Consider the following 17,897-nt stretch of genomic DNA (forward strand, 5'->3'; position numbering starts at 1 on the left):
TGATTGAAAAGCGTTTATACTTTACAGATAGAAAGAACGATGAACCGCATGAAAATGAAAACTGAAATTTTACCTGCTGAGGGCGAAGCGATCGCCAAAGCGGCTGATCTGCTGCGCAGAGGGGAGCTGGTGGCCCTGCCCACCGAGACGGTCTACGGCATTGCCGCCGATGCGCGCAACGGCGCGGCAGTCGCAAAGATCTTTGTGGCCAAGGGCCGCCCGCAGGACAACCCCCTGATCGTCCATGTCACCGGCCCAGAGATGCTGCCCGGCCTTGTCAGCGAGGTGCCCGAGCGTGCCCAGCTGCTGATGGCCGCGTTCTGCCCCGGCCCTCTGACCATCATCATGCCCCGCGGCCCGGAGGTGGCCGCGGAGTGCTGTGCCGGTCTGGACACGGTGGGCATCCGGATGCCCAGCCACCCGGTGGCACGGGCTGTCATTGCGCAGAGCGGCTGCGCCTTTGCGGCCCCCAGTGCGAACCTTTCCGGCAAGCCCAGCCCCACCAACGCACAGGATGTGTTCACCGATATGGATGGCCGTCTGCCCCTGATCCTGGATGGCGGCGAGTGCGATGTGGGTGTGGAGAGTACCGTGATCTCTGTGGTAGGCGAAAAGCCCACCCTGTTCCGCCCCGGCCATATCACGCTGGAAGATCTGGAGCGCGCTCTGGGTGAGGAGGTCGAGGTCTCCAAGGCCATCCTCGAGAAGCTGCCCGAGGGTGCTGTTGTCCGCAGCCCCGGCATGAAGTATAAGCATTACGCCCCTAAGGCAGATGTCACCCTGCTGGACGGCACCTTTGAGCAGTTCAAGGCCTATGTGGATGCCCATGCCGACCAGAACCCCAGCTGCCTCTGTTTTACCGGCGAGGCCGAAAAGCTCGGCTGGCCCTGCGTGGAATATGGCAGGGAGGGCGACGGTGCCGATCAGGCAAAGCATATCTTCCGCAGCCTGCGTGCCCTGGATGAGCAGGGGGACGGGGTGGTCTATGCTCGCTGCCCCAAAAAGGACGGCCTGTCCATGGCGGTGTACAACCGCCTGATCCGTGCGGCAGCGTTCCGGGTGATCCAGCTATGATCACGCTTGGGATCACCGGCCGCAGCGGCTGCGGCAAATCGACTGTGACGGCGGTGTTTGCCGCCCATGGTGTCCCGCTGGTGGATGCCGACCAGATCTCCCGCGAGATCCTGCTGCCCGGTTCTCCGCTGCTGCCGGTGCTGGCCCAGCGGTTCGGGGCAGATATCCTGTATGCCGACGGCAGCCTGAACCGCCGCCTGCTGGCAGACCGCGCCTTTGCTGCGCCGGAAGGAAAGGCTGCTCTGGATTCCCTCGTGCTTCCGGAGATCATCCGGCGGGTCTGCAGACTGAAGCAGGCCGCCCGGGAAGCCGGAGCACCGCTTTTTGTGATAGACGGAGCCGTGATCGTGGGCACCGATGCGGAAAAAGAGTGCGACCACCTCTGTGTGGTCACTGCGCCCTTTGCCACCAGTGTGGCCCGCATTGCGGCCCGGGACGGCATCGCCCCGGAGATGGCGGCACGGCGGCTCAACGCCCAGACCCCGGAAGAGGTCCTGCTTGCCCGGGCCGATCATGTCCTGCGCAACGATGCTGACCTTGCTTCTCTGGAAGCGGCAGCAGCGGCGCTCTGTGAGCAGCTGCAGGCTGAGGGCGCACGGAAAGGGGGCGCGGACACTTCGCTTTGAAAAAGTTTTTGAAAACGCTGGTGCTGCTCTTTCTGCTCTGTGTGGTCCTGCTGGCGCTGCCGCCGGTGCGCCGTCAGGTGGAACAGCGGCTCTACCCGCGGAAATACAACGACCTTGTGGAGCAGTACGCTGCCGAGTATGACCTTGACCCGCTGCTGGTCTATTCCTTCATCCGCACCGAGAGCGGCTTTGACCCGGGCGCAACTTCCAGTGTCGATGCGCGCGGCCTGATGCAGATGACGGAGGAGACCTTCCTCTGGCTCCGCAGTAAGCTGGGCCTGGGGGAGGAGGTTTCCTTTGGCGACCTGTACGACCCGGATGTGAGCATCCGCTTTGGATGCTATTACCTCCACCTCTGCCTGGTGCGTTACAACGGCGATATCTCCACGGCCGCCGCAGCCTACCACAGCGGGTGGGGTACCGTGGATGCCCTGCTTCAGAAGGAGGAACACTCGGAGGACGGGTTGACCCTGTCGGGTTTCCCCTATAACCAGATGCACCACTATGTGGAAAAGATCACCGCCTGCTATGCCAAGTACACCGAGCTGTACGGAGCCTGAGCAGGCTGCAAACCCGCTTGAACCGGCTTGCGCCGGTTTGAAATATTTAGGAATACCGAAAGAGAAAGGCAGGAGAAATTCTATGGCAGAAAAAACTCCGAACCAGCAGCTGGCTGAAAAGCTGCTCTATAAGCCTGCTTACGTCGCCGATAAGGACGCTGACGTGAAGCAGAAGGCCCACGACTTTGCCGAGGGCTACAAGAAGTTCCTGGATGCAGGCAAGACCGAGCGTGAGGTCGCCGCCGAGAGCGAGCAGATGCTCAAGGATGCAGGCTACCAGCAGTTCGACCCGAAAAAGACCTACAAGCCCGGCGACAAGATCTACTTTGTCCAGTGCAACAAGGCTGTGGTGGCTTCCACCATCGGTACCAAGAGCTTTGAGGATGGCTTCCATCTGGTCATTGCCCACACCGACAGCCCCCGTCTGGACCTGCGTCCCACCCCGCTGTATGAGTCTGACCACCTGAGCTACTTCAAGACCCATTACTACGGTGGTATCCGCAAGTATCAGTGGGGCACTATCCCTCTGTCCATCCACGGCGTGTTCACCCGTGAGGATGGCTCCACCGTCACCGTCCGTGTGGGCGAGGACGAGAACGATCCCGTCTTCTGCATCACCGACCTGCTGCCCCATCTGGGTGCCGAGCAGAACGCCCGTCCCCTGAAGGACGGCATCAAGGCTGAGGAGCTGAACATCCTCATCGGCTCCGACGCTGTTGATGACGAGAACGTCAAGGAAGCTGTCAAGCTGAACACCATGATCCTGCTCAACGAGAAGTACGGCATCACTGAGAAGGAGTTCATGCGCGCTGAGATCGAGATCACCCCGGCTTACAAGAGCCGTGACGTTGGCTTCGACCGCTCCATGGTGGGCGGCTATGGCCACGATGACCGTGTGGACGCTTATCCCGCACTGATGGCCGAGATCGAGACCAAGAACCCCGCCTACACCACCGTCTGCGTCCTGACCGATAAGGAAGAGATCGGCTCCGACGGCGTGACCGGTATGCAGAGCATGTACGCCTTCCACTTCATGCAGGAGCTCTGCCGTACCGCCGGTCAGGATGATATCCTGGCCTTCCGTCACAGCGTCTGCCTGTCCGCTGACGTGACCGCTGCCTACGATCCCACCTGGGCAAGTGCATTCGAGCCTATGAACGGCACTTATGCAGGCCGCGGCGTTGCCATCTTCAAGTACACCGGCGGCGGCAGCAAGGGCTCCGCAAGCGATGCCTGCGCTGAGCTGGTCGGTGATATCACCCGGATGCTGGACAACGGCAGCGTTGCATGGCAGATCGGTGAGCTGGGCCGTCTGGATCTGGGCGGCGGCGGCACCATCGCCAAGTATGTCGCAAACCGCGGCATTCCCGTGCTGGATATCGGTGTGCCTGTGCTGTCCATGCACGCTCCCTTCGAGGTCATCCATAAGAACGACCTGTACATGGCTTACCGCGCCTTCTCCCTGTTCAACAACGCACAGTAAGCGTGATCCAGAATGAATGCCCCGGCAGGTTTTGCGCCCGCCGGGGCATTTTTGCGCTATTTTTTGAAAAATGCTTGACCTTCAACCGACTTTATGGTGTAGTGTAAGGGCGGAGGTGAAGCAAATGAACATCAAACAGGCTGCGGAACAGAGTGGAGTTTCCAGCCCCAACATCCGCTTCTACGAAAAAGAAGGGCTGATGACCCCTGCCCGTAACCGGGGCAATGCCTACCGGGATTACACCGCCGGGGATATCCGGACCCTGAAACTGATCCGGATGCTTCGGATGCTGGATATGCCGCTGCCCGTAATACAGAGGGTCCTCAACGGGGAACAGCCGCTGAGCGAAGCACTTCAGGCACAGCAGGCGGTACTGGAGCAGCAGGCGGCACAGCTGGCGGGTGCGATCCGCTTTTGCGCAGAGCTGACCCAACAGACTCCTCAGGTGGATCAGCTGGATGTGGACGACTGCCTGAAACGGATGCAGGACCCGCAGGAGCCGGGCAGATTTTTCTCCGGCTGGCTCAGGGATTACCGTACCGTGGCAGAAAACGAACAGAAAAAACGCTTTTTCATCGTATCGGAACAGTCCATCAATACCCCGGAGGATTTTGCAGCCGTGCTGCTGCGCTATGGGGAAGCTCAAGGGAGCCCCGTCTGCATCACAAAAGGGGGAATGTACCCGGAGTTTGAGTGGCACGGTATCCGGTATAAGGCATGGCGCGGGCAGGGCCGCTATTGCGATTCTATCTGCTGCGAAGCACTCTTCCCGGAATCTCTCAAAACGGGACTGCCGCTCAGGCGGGAACGCCTGCTGCGCTGGCTGCGGCGGCTGCTTCCTGTGGCAGTGGCCGCTATGGTGCTGGGAGCACTTGCTCTACGCGGCAGAATGTGAACCCCTGATCCCGATACCACTGGATGATGTCCGGCAGCGCCTCGGCGGTGGTGCGGGTGGTGGCAGAATCATGCATCAGAACGATGCACTGGGTCTGCTCGCCGGTCTCACGCACCACATTCCGGTAGGTGGTCCCGGCACTGGGCTTGCCGCCCACGGCATCCTCAGCGCAGACATTCCAGTCTACATAGGCATATCCCTTCTCGGCACACTGCTGTTTCAGCTCGGCCATCACACCGCGCCCGCCGTAGCGGCGGCTGACCGTGTTGGTGCTGCCGCCTGGAAAGCGCAGGTAATGCAGAGAAGCTGTGTTGACATAGGGCGAGATGCGCTCTTTCAACAGTTCGATATCCTGCCAGTAGGCATCTGCACTCTGGTAGATGCCACTGTATTCATGGGAAGCGGAATGCAGCGCGATCTGGTGGCCTGCTGCCGCTGCATCCGCAATGAGCGGCAGGTACTTTTCATTGTAGCCCGTGGCCACCACAAAAAAGGTGGCCTTGACCCCGGCGGCGTTCAGCGCATCCAGAACCGCCGGGGTCGTTTTGCTGGGGCCGTCATCAAAGGTCAGGCAGACCCATTTCTCCGGCACCGGCTCCTCCTGCGGCAATGAGCTTGCAGGGGCTGCCTCCGGAGCAGGGGAGACAAAGCCGGTATCCGGTACCGGGGTCAGGTCGCTTTCTCGGCAGCTGGGCCCCGCCGGCACAGCAATGAACAGCCCCAGCCCAAAGCCTGCCGCTGCGCCCGCCAGAAGCAGAGCTGCCCCGCGAAATAAGATCTTCCCGTTTGCTCTCAGCCATGAAACCATCTCCCAAACCTCCTTGACAAATCGCATTGGATCTGCAGTATCTCTTATAGGATATGACCCGCTGAAAATTTGTAGAATACAAAAGCAGGCAGAGGAATTGACATTTCCCGCAAAAATTGATAAACTAAATAAGTTCTCCGTGCAGGAGTGGCGGAATGGCAGACGCGCTGGTTTTAGGCACCAGTTCCCAGTGAGTGAGGGTTCAAGTCCCTTCTCCTGCATACACAAAACGGCAGGCCCTTGGATAGAATCCGGGCCTGCCGTTTTGTTTGCGGCTTTGGTTGGAAAGCATAAGAAAAGCCCACGATCTATCGCTAGACCGTGGGATTTCTTTTATGCGAGGGAGGGGACTCGAACCCCCAAGGATAAACCACACGCACCTCAAACGTGCGCGTCTGCCAGTTCCGCCACCCTCGCACAACTATAAAATTGTTGCAATCCCGGATTTCTGAGGCTCGAAACCGTTGTTGCGGACTGCTTGAATATACTACCACATTACCCCGGGAAAGTCAAGCGATTTTGATAGAAATTTCCTCGTTTCATATTCGATCGTGTTCCGGTGCATACTAGAACAAATTATCACCGGGGAGGCAGGACCGTGAAACGACGCAACAGAGCACAGCGATTGCTGAGACTGACAGCAGTGTATCTTCTCCTGCTGCCGTTTCTGCTGCTGGGTTGGCTGTACAGCCGCCTGCCGGATCGTGTTTATCTGGAACCCGGGCAGGCCTTGCTTTTGCCCCGCTTTGGCTGGGTGGAACCTATGGGGCTTCACGGCAGCCAGAATGCGGCCAGTACCCAGGTCGTGGGCAGTTACCAGACCACTCTGTCACTGGGCGGCTGGCTTCCCATCAAGAATATCCGCACGGTGGTCACGGAGCGCACGCAGGTCACGGTCTGCGGTACGCCGTTCGGGGTCAAAATGTTCTCCGAGGGGGCACTGATCGTTGGCTTTTCCGATATTGACAGCCCCGGCGGGAGCACAGTGAACCCGGCAAAGGCGGCGGGACTGCGCCTGGGAGACCGCGTGATCCGCATTGGACAGACCAGGACGGAAAACAATGACGCTGTGAAGGAAGCGCTGGAAGCCGCCCGGGGAAGCGCCGCAGAGGTCATCTATGTCCGCAGCGGGGAACAGCGCAGCACCACCCTGACCCCTGTCTGGGATGCTGCTGCCGCCCAGTGGCGGGCAGGCATGTGGGTGCGGGATTCCTCCGCCGGTGTGGGCACTCTGACCTTTGTGGACCCGGAAAAGGGTGTCTTTGCAGGGCTGGGGCATCCCATCAGCGACGGCGACACCGGCGAAAGCATCGCTCTGCGCAGCGGGGAGATCGTGCCGTGTGATATCACCGGGTGCAGCATGGGCACTGTGGGCAGCCCAGGGGAGCTGAAGGGGAAGTTCCTGAGCGCCCACGCCATTGGCAGCATCCGGATCAATGGAGAAAACGGTGTTTATGGCACAACGCGGACAGGCTTTTCCGGGCAAACCATGCCGGTGGCGTTTGCGCAGGAGGTCGAGACGGGGGATGCACAGATCCTGGCTACCGTCGCTGGGGAAACACCCCGTACCTACCATGTCCGCATCGAGAAGATCAGCGATGCCGATCCGCGCCGCAATATGGTCGTCCGGGTGGTGGACAAAGCCCTGCTTTCCCGGACCGGCGGCATTGTGCAGGGGATGAGCGGCAGTCCCATTTTGCAGAATGGGCGGCTGGTCGGCGCGGTGACCCATGTTCTCGTCAACGATCCGACACGGGGCTATGGAATTTTCGCGCAGACCATGCTGGAGCAGGCTGAACAGGTTGCAACGGCGGAAAAATGAGCAGATTTGGTAAAACAAAACAGGCTGATTCGACTGAAGATTCCATAATATGGCAAAAATAACAGTTGAAATCCATGGGAATTTATGGTAAAATCAGAAACGTAAGGAAAACCGCACACATTGGAGGAATGAACGATGGACAAGATCAAATTTTTGATGTCGGATACTGGCGCAGAGATCACGGCAGCCTGTCGTGAAGCTTTGGAGCAGAAGGGCGTAGAGGTGACCGTGGTGGAAAAAGACGGCCTGAAGGTCCTGCAGAAAATGCTTGCAGTGCGGCCCCAGGTGGTGTTGCTGGATGCCTTTATGCCCGGGCTGGATGCGCTGGCCGTGAAACAGAAGTACAATGCAGCCGGTGAGCGTCACACCTCTTTCTTTGTGACGGGGGCGTTCCAGAGCGAGGAAATGGTGCAGGAGCTGCTGGACGAGGGCTTTGCTTACTACTTCGTCAAGCCCTTTGACGAGACGGTTCTGGCAAGCCGCGTGCTGAAGGTGGCTGCCGGGCAGGAAAAGCGCATTCTGCATACCAGCGTGGACAGCGATGAACTGACAGTCACTGAGATCCTGCACCAGATCGGCGTTCCCGCCCACATCAAGGGCTACCAGTTCCTGCGGGATGCCATCCTGCTTACCATGAACGAGCCGGAGTACATCAACGCTGTGACCAAGCGTCTCTACCCGGAAATCGCCAAGAAAAACGGTACCACTGCCAGCCGGGTGGAGCGCGCCATCCGCCACGCCATTGAGGTGGCGTGGGACCGGGGCGATGTGGACACTCTTAACAGCTATTTCGGCTATACCATCCACAACCTGCGGGGCAAGCCCACCAATTCAGAGTTCATTGCGATGATTGCCGATAAGATGCGGCTGGATAAACGGCAGAGGGCAGTGTGATGGATACACGTGCCGACGTGATATTTTGTGCGCAAAGCTGGCAATTCTGGGATGGTGAAAAATGTTTATCGCTATGGCATTATAGAATTATGGATTCCATAGCGATGAATTGAATGTTGATAGGGCGATAAATCTCCGGAATTTATTGGGTGTGGAGCCGAATGGATTCCGGAGGTTTTTTGTGGTGGAAAAAGATGTAGAAATGTTTCTGGAGGCGTGTGAGTTAAAGGGACTGAGTCGGTATTCTTTTCGGAGAAGATGGCAGGGCAGATTCGGAAGTGGATCAAGTATAAAGACCGCTATCGTAAAAGCATGGCTCACACCGAAGGCTGGGTAACAGCAGAACAATAAGACACCAGCGTATCGTGTTACGAAAACATGGTACGCTGGCGTTTTTGCTTGAAGAAATTGCTATGTTCTCTTATTGCTGGTAAAATAGGGGCGGATGTACGAATAAGAATGAATGTGGGAGCGTGATGGAAAGTGGATATCTCTTTTAAGATGGGCGATGAAAAGTTCAATTACAGAGTAAGTGCAATCATAATTTCTAACGGAAGAATTTTGGCAATGTCCCATGACAAACCGTCAGAGTACTACTCTCTGCCCGGGGGTAGAGTGATGATGGAGGAAACGGCCGAACAAGCGATGATACGGGAAGTTCGGGAAGAGCTTGGTGTTTCACTGAAGATATCCCGGCCATTATGGTTGAATCAATCTTTTTTCACAAAAGATACAGATGGTCTCCGATATCACGAGATATGTATTTATTTTTTGATGGATACCGCAGATGCTGGCCTGCTGGAAAGGCAAAACACGTTTACTCGAACAGAGGGAACCGATACGCATATATTTAAATGGTTAGAGATTGCTCAATTAAAGGATGAAACTTTTTATCCATTGTTCCTGAAAAAAGAAATTTCCAACCTTCCGGATGGGTTCACGATCCGAACGGAAGTGCGATGATGAATCTGTGCTTTCGATGTTGACGTTTTTGTTGTACAAAATTGAGGAATTTATCCTAATGGCATTTCTTCTGCTGTGATATCATTATATCGATCAAAAGGAGGAATGCAAAATGATTCATCTGCTGTTAGCGGTGATCTATGTTTCTTTTATCAGTCTGGGCCTGCCAGATTCTCTGCTGGGGGCTGCGTGGCCTTCGATCTATCAGGGGTTTGGGGTTCCGGTCTCCTACTCCGGTGTGATCTTCTGTATCATATCGGTGGGAACGGTGCTCTCCAGCCTGCAAAGTGACCGGATGACCCGCCGGTTTGGAGCAGGCGGTGTTACGGCCATCAGCGTTGCCATGACCGCTGCTGCACTGTTCGGGTTCTCCGTCAGCAGCTCGTTCTGGGCCATGTGCCTGTGGGCAATTCCTTATGGACTTGGGGCTGGAAGCGTGGATGCGGCACTCAACAACTATGTGGCGCTCCATTTTGCCAGCCGCCACATGAGCTGGCTCCATTGTATGTGGGGAATCGGAGCCTCGGTCGGGCCCTACATCATGGGTGCGGCGCTTTCTTCCCATGCCGGGTGGCAGACGGGGTATCGGGTCATCAGTGTGATGCAGATGGTGCTGACGGTCATTATTCTGCTGAGCCTCCCGCTCTGGAAAACGAAATCGGGTGCGAATGCCGAGGAGCGGGAAGCAGTCCCGGCAGAAGTACTGACCCTGAAACAGATTTTCCGGATCTCCGGCGTAAAAGAGGTTCTAGTCACATTTTTCTGCTACTGTTCTCTGGAGCAGACCACCAGCCTGTGGGCCAGCAGTTATCTGGTGCTGAACAGGGGAATCGCGCCGGAGACCGCCGCCGGCTTTGCCAGTCTTTTCTTTGTCGGCATCACCGTGGGACGGGCGTTGTGCGGCTTCCTGACCTTAAAATTCGATGATACCCAGATGGTTCGTATGGGGCAGGGGATCATCGCGATTGGGATAGCGGCGTTTCTTCTGCCGCTTGGGGAAGCAGTGACACTGGCAGGGCTGCTGCTGGTTGGTCTTGGCTGTGCTCCGATCTATCCCAGCATCATTCATGCAACGCCGGGCCGCTTCGGTGCGGACAGGTCACAGGCGATCATTGGGGTTCAGATGGCCAGCGCCTATATTGGCAACTGCCTGATGCCGCCGTTGTTCGGCGTGATCGCAAACCACACCACGATCGCAATTTTTCCGTATTACCTGCTGGTGATCCTGATTTTGATGGGATATATGCACGAAGCGCTGCAAAAGAAAACGAAAGCGGCGCAATAAAATACCGCTGCTCTTGCATTTGGGGAAATGCACAGGAGCAGCGGTATTTTTGTACGCATATCATCCTGCGCCTGCACCGGAACAGCCGGCAGCAATGCACACGATGATGGTTCTGGGTGTGGCACTTGGGTGAAGAACCCCCTTGCTCAGGCAGTCTGGATTACTGGGGTTCTCTTGCCTGTATGCGTCGGCAGGCATCCTCCTTCACAAGCTCAATGATCACCGCTGTCAGGGGGATAAAGAAGATGATACCGATGATGCCAAAGAGCTTTCCACCGATCATAGCGGCAACAAGGGTGTACAGCGGAGAAAGCCCCACGGACTTTCCCACCACCCGGGGGTAGATGAACTGGTTTTCAATAAACTGTACGGCAAGGTAAACAATGAGGCAGCGGACGGCCAGAACGGGATCCACCAACAGCACGAGGAACACGCTGACTACGCAGGAGATCAGCGCTCCAACGTAAGGGATGATGGCGCAAATAGCAGTCAGCATTCCCACCAGGCTGCCGTAGGGGATCTTGAAAACGGAAAACGCAAGAGCCATGAGAACGCCAAGGATCACGGCCTCACTGCATTGCCCTGTCAGAAAGTTTGCGAAGGATTGCCGGAACAGCCGGCAGAACTTCAACAGCCAGTCGGCATGGCTGGGCTTCAGGTAGGCACAGACCAATGTGCGGGCGTGGTGGCAGAGACTCTCTGAGCCAACGGACATATAAACGGAGATGATCAGAGCAAAGGATGCGGTCACCACGATATTTACCGTAGCAGATACGGCACCTACCGCATTGACCAGCACGGTATCGATGCTGTCGGTGACCCTGTGGAGCAGCTGCTCCCAGTCGATGCCCTCCAGCCAGCTCATCAACCACCCCATGTCGGCATCCTGTGCGCTGAGATAGGCGGTCCAGCGGGGGATGTTTGCTTCGATCTGTACATAGAGGCTGTGAAAAGACTGCACCAGCTCCGGGATCAGCAATGTCAGCGCCAGCACCAACACCAGCACAACACCCAGCAGGGTGATGAAGAAGCTCAGGAGATGGAGTACTTTATCCGAGGGCTGTTTTTTGGCCTTGCAGAACAGGCGTTTCAGCCGTTTTTCCAGCCCGGTCATAGGCACATTGATAAATAGTGCCAGAATGCCGCCTGCCAGAATGGGCAGTACCAGGTCTACCAGCTGTGCTGCAAAGGTCAGAACGGCAGAAAGCCGCAGCAGCGCCACAAAAAGCGTTACTCCTACAACGGTTATGAGCAGATATTGTTTTGTTTTTGGTTCCATGAAAAAAATCCTTTCCCGGAGCTGATGGCTGAAATATGCAAAGAGAACGTCTGTGAACTCTTTTTTTGTATTGTAATCAGAAGCAGCTGGCTTGTCAAGAAGTCGGGAACTGCGGGGTTTTCTTTTTGGACTGGGCGTGATATAATATGTAGGTCACAATTCCGTGAAAAAACTCAAAATAAACGGGAATGCGTGGAAAAGCAAAGGAATATAACAAAGAGTATCTTTGCTGCTTATATAATGTTGAATGAAAATCAACTTAATACAAAATTCCATAGTACAGTCTGTATAAAAATGATACGAAAAAAGCTGAAATTTCCTCTTGCTTTTTCTGAGATCTGTGATATAATACTAAGGCAATCGTTTCCAAGGCCGCTCGCGGGGGTAGCCGATATTGAAGGTTGTGATGGGCACATACATTTATAATATGGCCCCAATAAGTCAGAACCAGAAATGAGGTGAAAAAGAATGAAACAGGGTATCCATCCGAACTACGTTGACTGCACCATCACTTGTGCTTGCGGCAACGTCATTAAGACTCGTTCTACCAAGCCCGAGATCCACGTCGAAGTTTGCTCCAAGTGCCATCCCTTCTACACTGGTAAGCAGAAGCTGGTTGACACCGGCGGACGTGTTGAGCGCTTCAACAAGCGTTTCGGCCGTAAGTAATTACTGGTCTTTTCAGCGCCGTCTCCTTTGGGAGGCGGCGTTTTTTGTTGTTATGCCGCACAAAAGCTCTCTTTCTGTAATTTACACGCCGTTCCCTTATTTTGAACACATTTCCGGACTAAAATAAACCAGTATCTTCAAAAAGCGCTTTGCGCTGCCTTAGAAAGGAGCGTTGTGAACGTGATCGAAGTTTCTCATCTCACCAAACAGTATGGCAATCATCTTGCCGTGGACGATGTCTCGTTTACCGTGGCAGATGGCCAGATCTGTGGTCTGCTGGGGCCCAACGGCGCGGGCAAATCCACCATTATGAACATCCTCACCGGCTATCTCTCTGCCACCAGTGGGCAGGTGACGGTGGCAGGGCACCCTCTGCCCGAGGAGGCCGATGCCGCCAAGGCCTGTGTGGGCTATCTGCCCGAACAGCCGCCCCTTTACCCGGAGATGACGGTGCAGGAGTACCTGACCTTTGCCGCCGAGCTGAAGGGTGTGAAAAAGGCGGAACGGAAGGAGCAGGTATGCAGGGCTGCCCGCCGTACCGGGCTGGAAACCGTTCTGCCCCGGCTCATCCGCAGCCTTTCCAAGGGCTACAAGCAGCGGGTGGGCATTGCACAGGCATTGCTGGGCAGCCCCAGGCTCATCATTCTGGACGAGCCGACGGTCGGCCTGGACCCGGCACAGGTCATCGAGATCCGCAAGCTCATCCGGGAGCTGGGCCGGGCACATACAGTTATCCTGTCCAGCCATATCCTCAGTGAGGTGCAGGCAGTCTGCCAGCAGATCCTGATCCTTTCCAAAGGGCATCTGGCGGCAGCAGGCAGTCTGGAGGAGCTGACCGCCGATGGCAAGAGCCTGGAAGAGGTGTTTCTGGAACTGACCGACGGTGAATCGGAAGAAGCAACCGGAGAGGAGGACGCAGAATGACAGCTATTTTTAAGCGGGAATTCCGCAGTTTCTTTCACGGGATGCTGGGGTACGTCCTCACGGCGTTTCTGGTGGCGAGTTCCGGCCTGTATTTTCTGGCCCGGTGCCTGATCTACGGCCTGACGGATTTCAGTTACTACACCCTCTACCAGACCATTTTCATGCTGCTGCTCTATATCCCGGTGCTGGCGATGCGCTCACTGGCTGAGGAGCGCCACAGCCGCACCGACCAGCTGCTGCTCACCAGCCCGGTCTCAGTGTGGGGCATCGTGCTGGGCAAGTTCTTTGCCATGGCGGCCGTGTTCGCACTGCCCTGCGCCGTGGATGCGGTGATGATCTTCATCCTCTGGGCGCTGGGCGGCACCGTGTCTGCTCTACTCGCAAACCTTGCGGGGCTGCTCTGCTACTTTTTGCTGGGCTGTGCGGCCGTTGCATTGTGTGAGTTTCTCTCCGGCCTGACCGAGAACCAGATCATTGCCGCCGTGGCGGGCTTTTCAGCCTTGCTGCTGGCCTACCTGATGCCCAGCCTGCGCAGTATGTTCAATGCGGGCAGCGCCGTGGCGCTGGCAGTGTTCACCGGGATCGCAGGCGCAGCATCTCTGGCGGCCGGTCTGCGCACCCGCAGCTTTGTGCTGGGGTGCCTGACCTTTGCGGCGCTCTGCCTGGGCCTGACGGGGCTGTTTCTGCTCCGCAGTGCATGGCTTACCGAGGCTTTCAGCGCCGTGCTGAGTGCCCTGTGCCTGTTTACACCCTTTGAGGATTTTGTCAACAACAGCTTCTCTATCCCTGCCGTGGTCTATTATCTGACCGTGACGGCGGTGTTCCTGTTCTTTACGGCGCAGGACATAGAGAAGCGCCGCTGGAACTGAGAGGAGGGAACACAGATGAAGCTTTTTGCAAAGCAGAGATCCTCGGGTGACGGGCGGGTGTTCCGCAGCGGGGTGTGGTCGGCAGCCATTGCCGCGGCTGTGATCGTGCTGGCCGTGCTGGTCAATCTCATCGTCCGGGCCATTCCTTCCAGATATACCGAGTTCGATCTCTCCGAGGCTGGGCTCTACACCTTGAGCGAGAGCTCCAGACAGGTGGCCGATGACCTGACGCAGGATGTGACCATTTACTATCTGGCCCAGACCGGCAATGAGGACCAGATCATCTCCAAGCTGCTGGACAAATACGCCGCCCAGAGCAGCCATATCACCTGGGAGCTGAAAGATCCGGCAGTCTACCCGACCTTTGCGGCCCAGTACGGCGCACAGGATCTGACCTCCGGTGGGCTGATCCTGGTCTGCGGGGAACAGAGCAAGGTGCTGGATGCCGCAGAGCTTTACGACTACGATTACAGCGATTATGCCGCCACCGGCGCGGCCAACGTGACCTTTGACGGTGAAAGCAGGATCACCTCTGCCATCTACCAGCTGACCAGCGGAGAGAGCCGCCATGTGTACTACACCACCAACCATGGCGAGCAGGCGCTGACTTCCACCCTGACCGATGCGCTGGAAAGCCAGAACCTGACCGTCTCGGCACTTGACCTGCTCTCCCAGACCATCCCCGAGGACTGTGACCTGCTTGTCATCAACGATCCGGCGCAGGACTTTTCCGGCGCAGGCAGTCTGGTGGATGAGCTGAGCCAGCTGCGCAGCTACCTGAGCAACGGAGGCCGCGTGCTGCTGCTGACGGATTCCTATTATAGTACCCCCAATCTGGATGCTGTGATGGCCGAGTTCGGCCTGACCCGCACCGAGGGCCTTGTGGTGGAGGGCGACACCAACCATTACCTCAATGGCTACCCGGCCCTTTACCTGCTGCCGGATTATGCCAGTACAGAGGAATCCACCGCGCTGGACGGTGTGAACACCAGCCGCAGAGTTCTGCTGCAGATGGCACAGGGCATCACCCTGACCGAGACAGAGCAGGTGGTCTCGGAGGCCTTGCTGGTCAGCTCGGACAGTGCTTACAGCAAACCGGAAGGCTACGAGATGACCACCACCGAGAAGGCGGACGGCGACATTGCCGGTCCCTTCACGCTGGCAGCATACGCCCGCAATGAGGATACGGGTGCCCAGGTCATCTGGGTCAACTGCGGCAATATGGACAATGAGGGCATCTATCAGGTCATCCCGGGCAATGTGACCTTCCTGCAGGGGTGTGCGGCTTCGCTGGCCGGGCAGGAGAGCGCTGTCCTCATCGACAGCAAGGCACTGGAAGCAGCTCCGTTGGAGGTGCCCGGCATTGCTGCCTCTACGCTGGGCCTGCTCTTTGTCATCGTTCTGCCTGCGGCCCTGCTGGCTGTGGGTGCCGTGGTGGTCGTGCTGCGGCGCAGAAAGTGAGGACCTGTCTATGAAAGCAAAACGGCGTACCCTCGGGGTGCTGCTTTTCCTCATCCTGCTGGCAGGCGGCGTGTTTGCCCTGCTGACGCTGCGGAATGCCCGGGAAGAACAGGCTGCCAGTGCGGCCGCAGATGGAACCATTCCGCTGGCGGCAGTTTCGGGCAATGACCTGACGCAGATCGTGCTCCACTATCAGGGCGAGACGAACACCCTGCTCTATACCGCCGATGGCTGGACGCTGGCTGAAGATCCCGCTTACCATCTGGACACCTCTGCCTGCAACACGATGCTCACCGCGCTTTCCTCTTTGAACGCAAAGCGGGAGCTGAGCCCGCAGGCAGGGGAGGACTACGGCTTTACGGAGCCTGCGCTGACCATAGAGGTGACGGCAGCGGGCGAAACGGACACCTATACCTTCGGGGCCAGCAATACCATGACAGGGGATCTCTATGTCCGCAAGAATAACAGCGATGTCATTTATACAGTATCGGGGACCAAAGCCGCCTGCTTTGAGTTGACCAGGGCGGAGCTGTTCGGTGCCTTCAACCCGGCGGGGCTGACGGCCTCGGAGATCGAAGCCGCCTCCTATACGCTGGCCGATGGCGAGACCGTGACCCTGAAAGCAAACTCGGAGCCTGCAGCAGAGAGTGACAGCAACGCCTACCAGACTGCCTGGCGGCTGGCGGGGGATACCGCCGCAGACCTCGACGAGACAAAGGTGGATGCCATCCTCTCGGCTCTCTGCACCTATGTCTCGGCACAGGCAACAGATGCCGACCCGGCGGCGTATGGTTTTGAGGCTCCGCTGGTCACAGCAGAGGTCACCACAGCCGATGGCACAATAAATCTGACCTATGCCATGGGGACAGACGGCTGTTACCTGATGGTGGAAGGCGACAGCTCCGTTTATACGGTGGATGCCAGTGTGGTGAGTGCGCTTTTGTACCCCGCGGATCAGCTGAAAGCAGAATAAAACGTTTCACTCCCGCGCTGTGCGAATTCTTGGTACAGCGCGGGATTTTTTTGCGCCGGATGTAAAGTTTCGGCAAACCTCGACAGAGTGATTGACATTTCAGTTCGGATTGTTTATGATAGGCGATGACAGGGCAGAATAACTGCACAATATTACGGATGTCATGGATGTTGTGCGGGGCTGGGTCGCCCTGGTACGAAGGATGGGGTGGATGCCCTGTCTTTTTTCGTATCTGAGTTTAAGGAGGAAAAGTAAAAAATGGACAACTCGGTGATCGTTTCACTGCGCGATATCGTGGTGGAATTTGACGGTCAGCGCATTCTGGATGGGCTGAACCTGGACATCCATGACAAAGAGTTCGTAACGCTGCTGGGCTCCTCCGGCTGCGGCAAGACCACCACCCTGCGCCTGATCGCAGGCTTCCTGGAACCCAACGCGGGTCAGGTTCTGCTGAAGGGCCAGGATATTACCGGTGTGCCACCCTATAAGCGTCCGGTGAATACCGTGTTCCAGAAGTACGCGCTGTTCCCGCACCTGAACGTGTTTGAGAATGTGGCCTTTGGCCTGCGCCTGAAGAAGATGGACGAAGAGACCATCCGCCGCAAGGTGCGCGATATGCTGGAGGTGGTCGGCCTGAAGGGCTTTGAGCGCCGCAGCATTGGCCAGATGTCCGGCGGTCAGCAGCAGCGTGTTGCCATTGCCCGCAGTCTGGTCAACGAGCCTGAGATCCTGCTGCTGGACGAGCCTTTGGGTGCGCTGGACCTCAAGCTCCGCAAGGAGATGCAGCTGGAGCTCAAGCGCCTGCAGCGTGAGATGAACATCACCTTTATTTATGTTACTCACGATCAGGAAGAGGCCCTGACCATGTCCGATACCGTCGTTGTGATGAACGGCGGAAAGGTGCAGCAGATCGGTACCCCCGAGGATATCTACAACGAGCCTAAAAATGCCTTTGTGGCGGACTTTATCGGCGATTCCAACATTGTGGACGGCGTGATGCACCGCGACTTCCTGGTCTCCTTCTCGGGTGTGCAGTTCCCCTGCGTGGACCGCGGCTTTGCTCGGGAACAGAGCGTACAGGTGGTGGTCCGCCCCGAGGACATTGAAGTGGTCAGCCCCGTGGAGGGTCAGCTGGTGGGCGTAGTCAATGATGTCATCTTCAAGGGCGTTCACTTTGAGATGCACGTTGAGTGCGAGGGCCGTGAGTGGCTGATCCACTCCACCCGCGCCTGCACCCCCGGTGAGACCATTGGTATGCGCATCGGCCCCAACGAGATCCATATCATGGCACGTTCGGAGGGCTGAATGGGAA

General features: G+C 57.0%; 17 protein-coding genes and 2 tRNA genes. 16 read left to right on the plus strand and 3 right to left on the minus strand.

From position 1 onward, the window contains the following. Positions 1 to 48: 48 nt before the first annotated feature. The 5 genes from J3353_RS00170 to J3353_RS00190 all read left to right on the plus strand — a co-directional run bounded on the left by J3353_RS00170 (position 49) and on the right by J3353_RS00190 (position 4,638). A complete protein-coding gene (locus J3353_RS00170; RefSeq protein WP_223454101.1) occupies positions 49 to 1,074 on the plus strand; it encodes an L-threonylcarbamoyladenylate synthase in 1,026 nt (341 codons plus the stop codon). Next, positions 1,071 to 1,700 (plus strand): dephospho-CoA kinase, encoded by a 630-nt coding sequence (gene coaE, locus J3353_RS00175; protein WP_207683824.1) that lies wholly within the window; start codon positions 1,071 to 1,073, stop codon positions 1,698 to 1,700. The genes J3353_RS00170 and coaE overlap by 4 nt, the downstream gene beginning before the upstream one ends. Next, entirely contained in the window at positions 1,697 to 2,260 is a 564-nt protein-coding gene (locus tag J3353_RS00180) for a lytic transglycosylase domain-containing protein (protein WP_097771069.1), read from the plus strand. Before coaE ends, J3353_RS00180 begins: the two co-directional genes overlap by 4 nt. 82 nt (positions 2,261 to 2,342) lie before the next feature. Next, complete coding sequence (locus tag J3353_RS00185; RefSeq protein WP_207683825.1) at positions 2,343 to 3,743, plus strand: aminopeptidase; 1,401 nt, start codon at positions 2,343 to 2,345, stop codon at positions 3,741 to 3,743. Between the two features lie 124 nt (positions 3,744 to 3,867). After that, positions 3,868 to 4,638: a MerR family transcriptional regulator gene (locus J3353_RS00190; RefSeq protein WP_227622011.1), complete on the plus strand. Its 771-nt coding sequence runs from the start codon at positions 3,868 to 3,870 to the stop codon at positions 4,636 to 4,638. Here the strand turns inward: J3353_RS00190 and J3353_RS00195 are convergent. Further along, positions 4,598 to 5,446: a polysaccharide deacetylase family protein gene (locus tag J3353_RS00195; protein ID WP_207683826.1), complete on the minus strand. Its 849-nt coding sequence runs from the start codon at positions 5,444 to 5,446 to the stop codon at positions 4,598 to 4,600. The two genes, J3353_RS00190 and J3353_RS00195, sit on opposite strands and share 41 nt — an antisense overlap. 141 nt (positions 5,447 to 5,587) lie before the next feature. Between J3353_RS00195 and J3353_RS00200 the strand changes: the two genes are divergently transcribed. Continuing rightward, positions 5,588 to 5,667, plus strand: a tRNA-Leu gene (locus J3353_RS00200). 115 nt (positions 5,668 to 5,782) lie between these two features. Here the strand turns inward: J3353_RS00200 and J3353_RS00205 are convergent. After that, positions 5,783 to 5,863 (minus strand) — tRNA-Leu (locus J3353_RS00205). 181 nt (positions 5,864 to 6,044) lie between these two features. Between J3353_RS00205 and spoIVB the strand changes: the two genes are divergently transcribed. The 4 genes from spoIVB (at position 6,045) to J3353_RS00225 (ending at position 10,410) form a co-directional block, all read left to right on the plus strand. After that, positions 6,045 to 7,268, plus strand: coding sequence for a SpoIVB peptidase (gene spoIVB, locus J3353_RS00210; protein WP_249260043.1), 1,224 nt, complete (start codon positions 6,045 to 6,047; stop codon positions 7,266 to 7,268). Between the two features lie 135 nt (positions 7,269 to 7,403). Further along, positions 7,404 to 8,162, plus strand: a complete 759-nt coding sequence (gene spo0A, locus J3353_RS00215) for a sporulation transcription factor Spo0A (protein ID WP_117476226.1) — start codon at positions 7,404 to 7,406, stop codon at positions 8,160 to 8,162. A gap of 501 nt (positions 8,163 to 8,663) precedes the next feature. Beyond that, a complete protein-coding gene (locus tag J3353_RS00220) occupies positions 8,664 to 9,125 on the plus strand; it encodes an NUDIX hydrolase (protein ID WP_005932800.1) in 462 nt (153 codons plus the stop codon). A gap of 112 nt (positions 9,126 to 9,237) precedes the next feature. Then, positions 9,238 to 10,410 carry a sugar MFS transporter gene (locus J3353_RS00225; RefSeq protein WP_207683827.1) on the plus strand — a complete coding sequence of 391 codons (1,173 nt, stop codon included), beginning with the start codon at positions 9,238 to 9,240 and terminating at the stop codon, positions 10,408 to 10,410. Positions 10,411 to 10,570: 160 nt separating this feature from the next. Here the strand turns inward: J3353_RS00225 and J3353_RS00230 are convergent, their stop codons facing one another. Continuing rightward, on the minus strand, positions 10,571 to 11,689 hold the full coding sequence (locus J3353_RS00230) for an AI-2E family transporter (protein WP_207683828.1): 1,119 nt from the start codon (positions 11,687 to 11,689) through the stop codon (positions 10,571 to 10,573). Positions 11,690 to 12,157: 468 nt separating this feature from the next. On the opposite strand from J3353_RS00230, the gene rpmE reads away from it, so the two are divergent. The 6 genes from rpmE to potA all read left to right on the plus strand — a co-directional run bounded on the left by rpmE (position 12,158) and on the right by potA (position 17,890). After that, positions 12,158 to 12,358, plus strand: coding sequence for a 50S ribosomal protein L31 (rpmE, locus tag J3353_RS00235; protein ID WP_005926533.1), 201 nt, complete (start codon positions 12,158 to 12,160; stop codon positions 12,356 to 12,358). A 180-nt stretch (positions 12,359 to 12,538) separates the two neighbouring features. Next, positions 12,539 to 13,282 carry an ABC transporter ATP-binding protein gene (locus J3353_RS00240; protein ID WP_207683829.1) on the plus strand — a complete coding sequence of 248 codons (744 nt, stop codon included), beginning with the start codon at positions 12,539 to 12,541 and terminating at the stop codon, positions 13,280 to 13,282. Further along, positions 13,279 to 14,151 carry an ABC transporter permease gene (locus J3353_RS00245; protein WP_207683830.1) on the plus strand — a complete coding sequence of 291 codons (873 nt, stop codon included), beginning with the start codon at positions 13,279 to 13,281 and terminating at the stop codon, positions 14,149 to 14,151. Before J3353_RS00240 ends, J3353_RS00245 begins: the two co-directional genes overlap by 4 nt. Positions 14,152 to 14,166: 15 nt before the next feature. Further along, positions 14,167 to 15,612: a GldG family protein gene (locus J3353_RS00250; RefSeq protein ID WP_207683831.1), complete on the plus strand. Its 1,446-nt coding sequence runs from the start codon at positions 14,167 to 14,169 to the stop codon at positions 15,610 to 15,612. A gap of 10 nt (positions 15,613 to 15,622) precedes the next feature. Beyond that, complete coding sequence (locus J3353_RS00255) at positions 15,623 to 16,585, plus strand: DUF4340 domain-containing protein (protein WP_207683832.1); 963 nt, start codon at positions 15,623 to 15,625, stop codon at positions 16,583 to 16,585. Positions 16,586 to 16,843: 258 nt separating this feature from the next. Continuing rightward, on the plus strand, positions 16,844 to 17,890 hold the full coding sequence (gene potA / locus J3353_RS00260; protein ID WP_097771994.1) for a spermidine/putrescine ABC transporter ATP-binding protein: 1,047 nt from the start codon (positions 16,844 to 16,846) through the stop codon (positions 17,888 to 17,890). The last annotated feature ends 7 nt before the right edge of the window (positions 17,891 to 17,897 follow it).

It is taken from the genome of Faecalibacterium sp. Marseille-Q4137, from assembly GCF_017377535.1.
GTDB lineage: Bacteria > Bacillota > Clostridia > Oscillospirales > Ruminococcaceae > Faecalibacterium > Faecalibacterium duncaniae.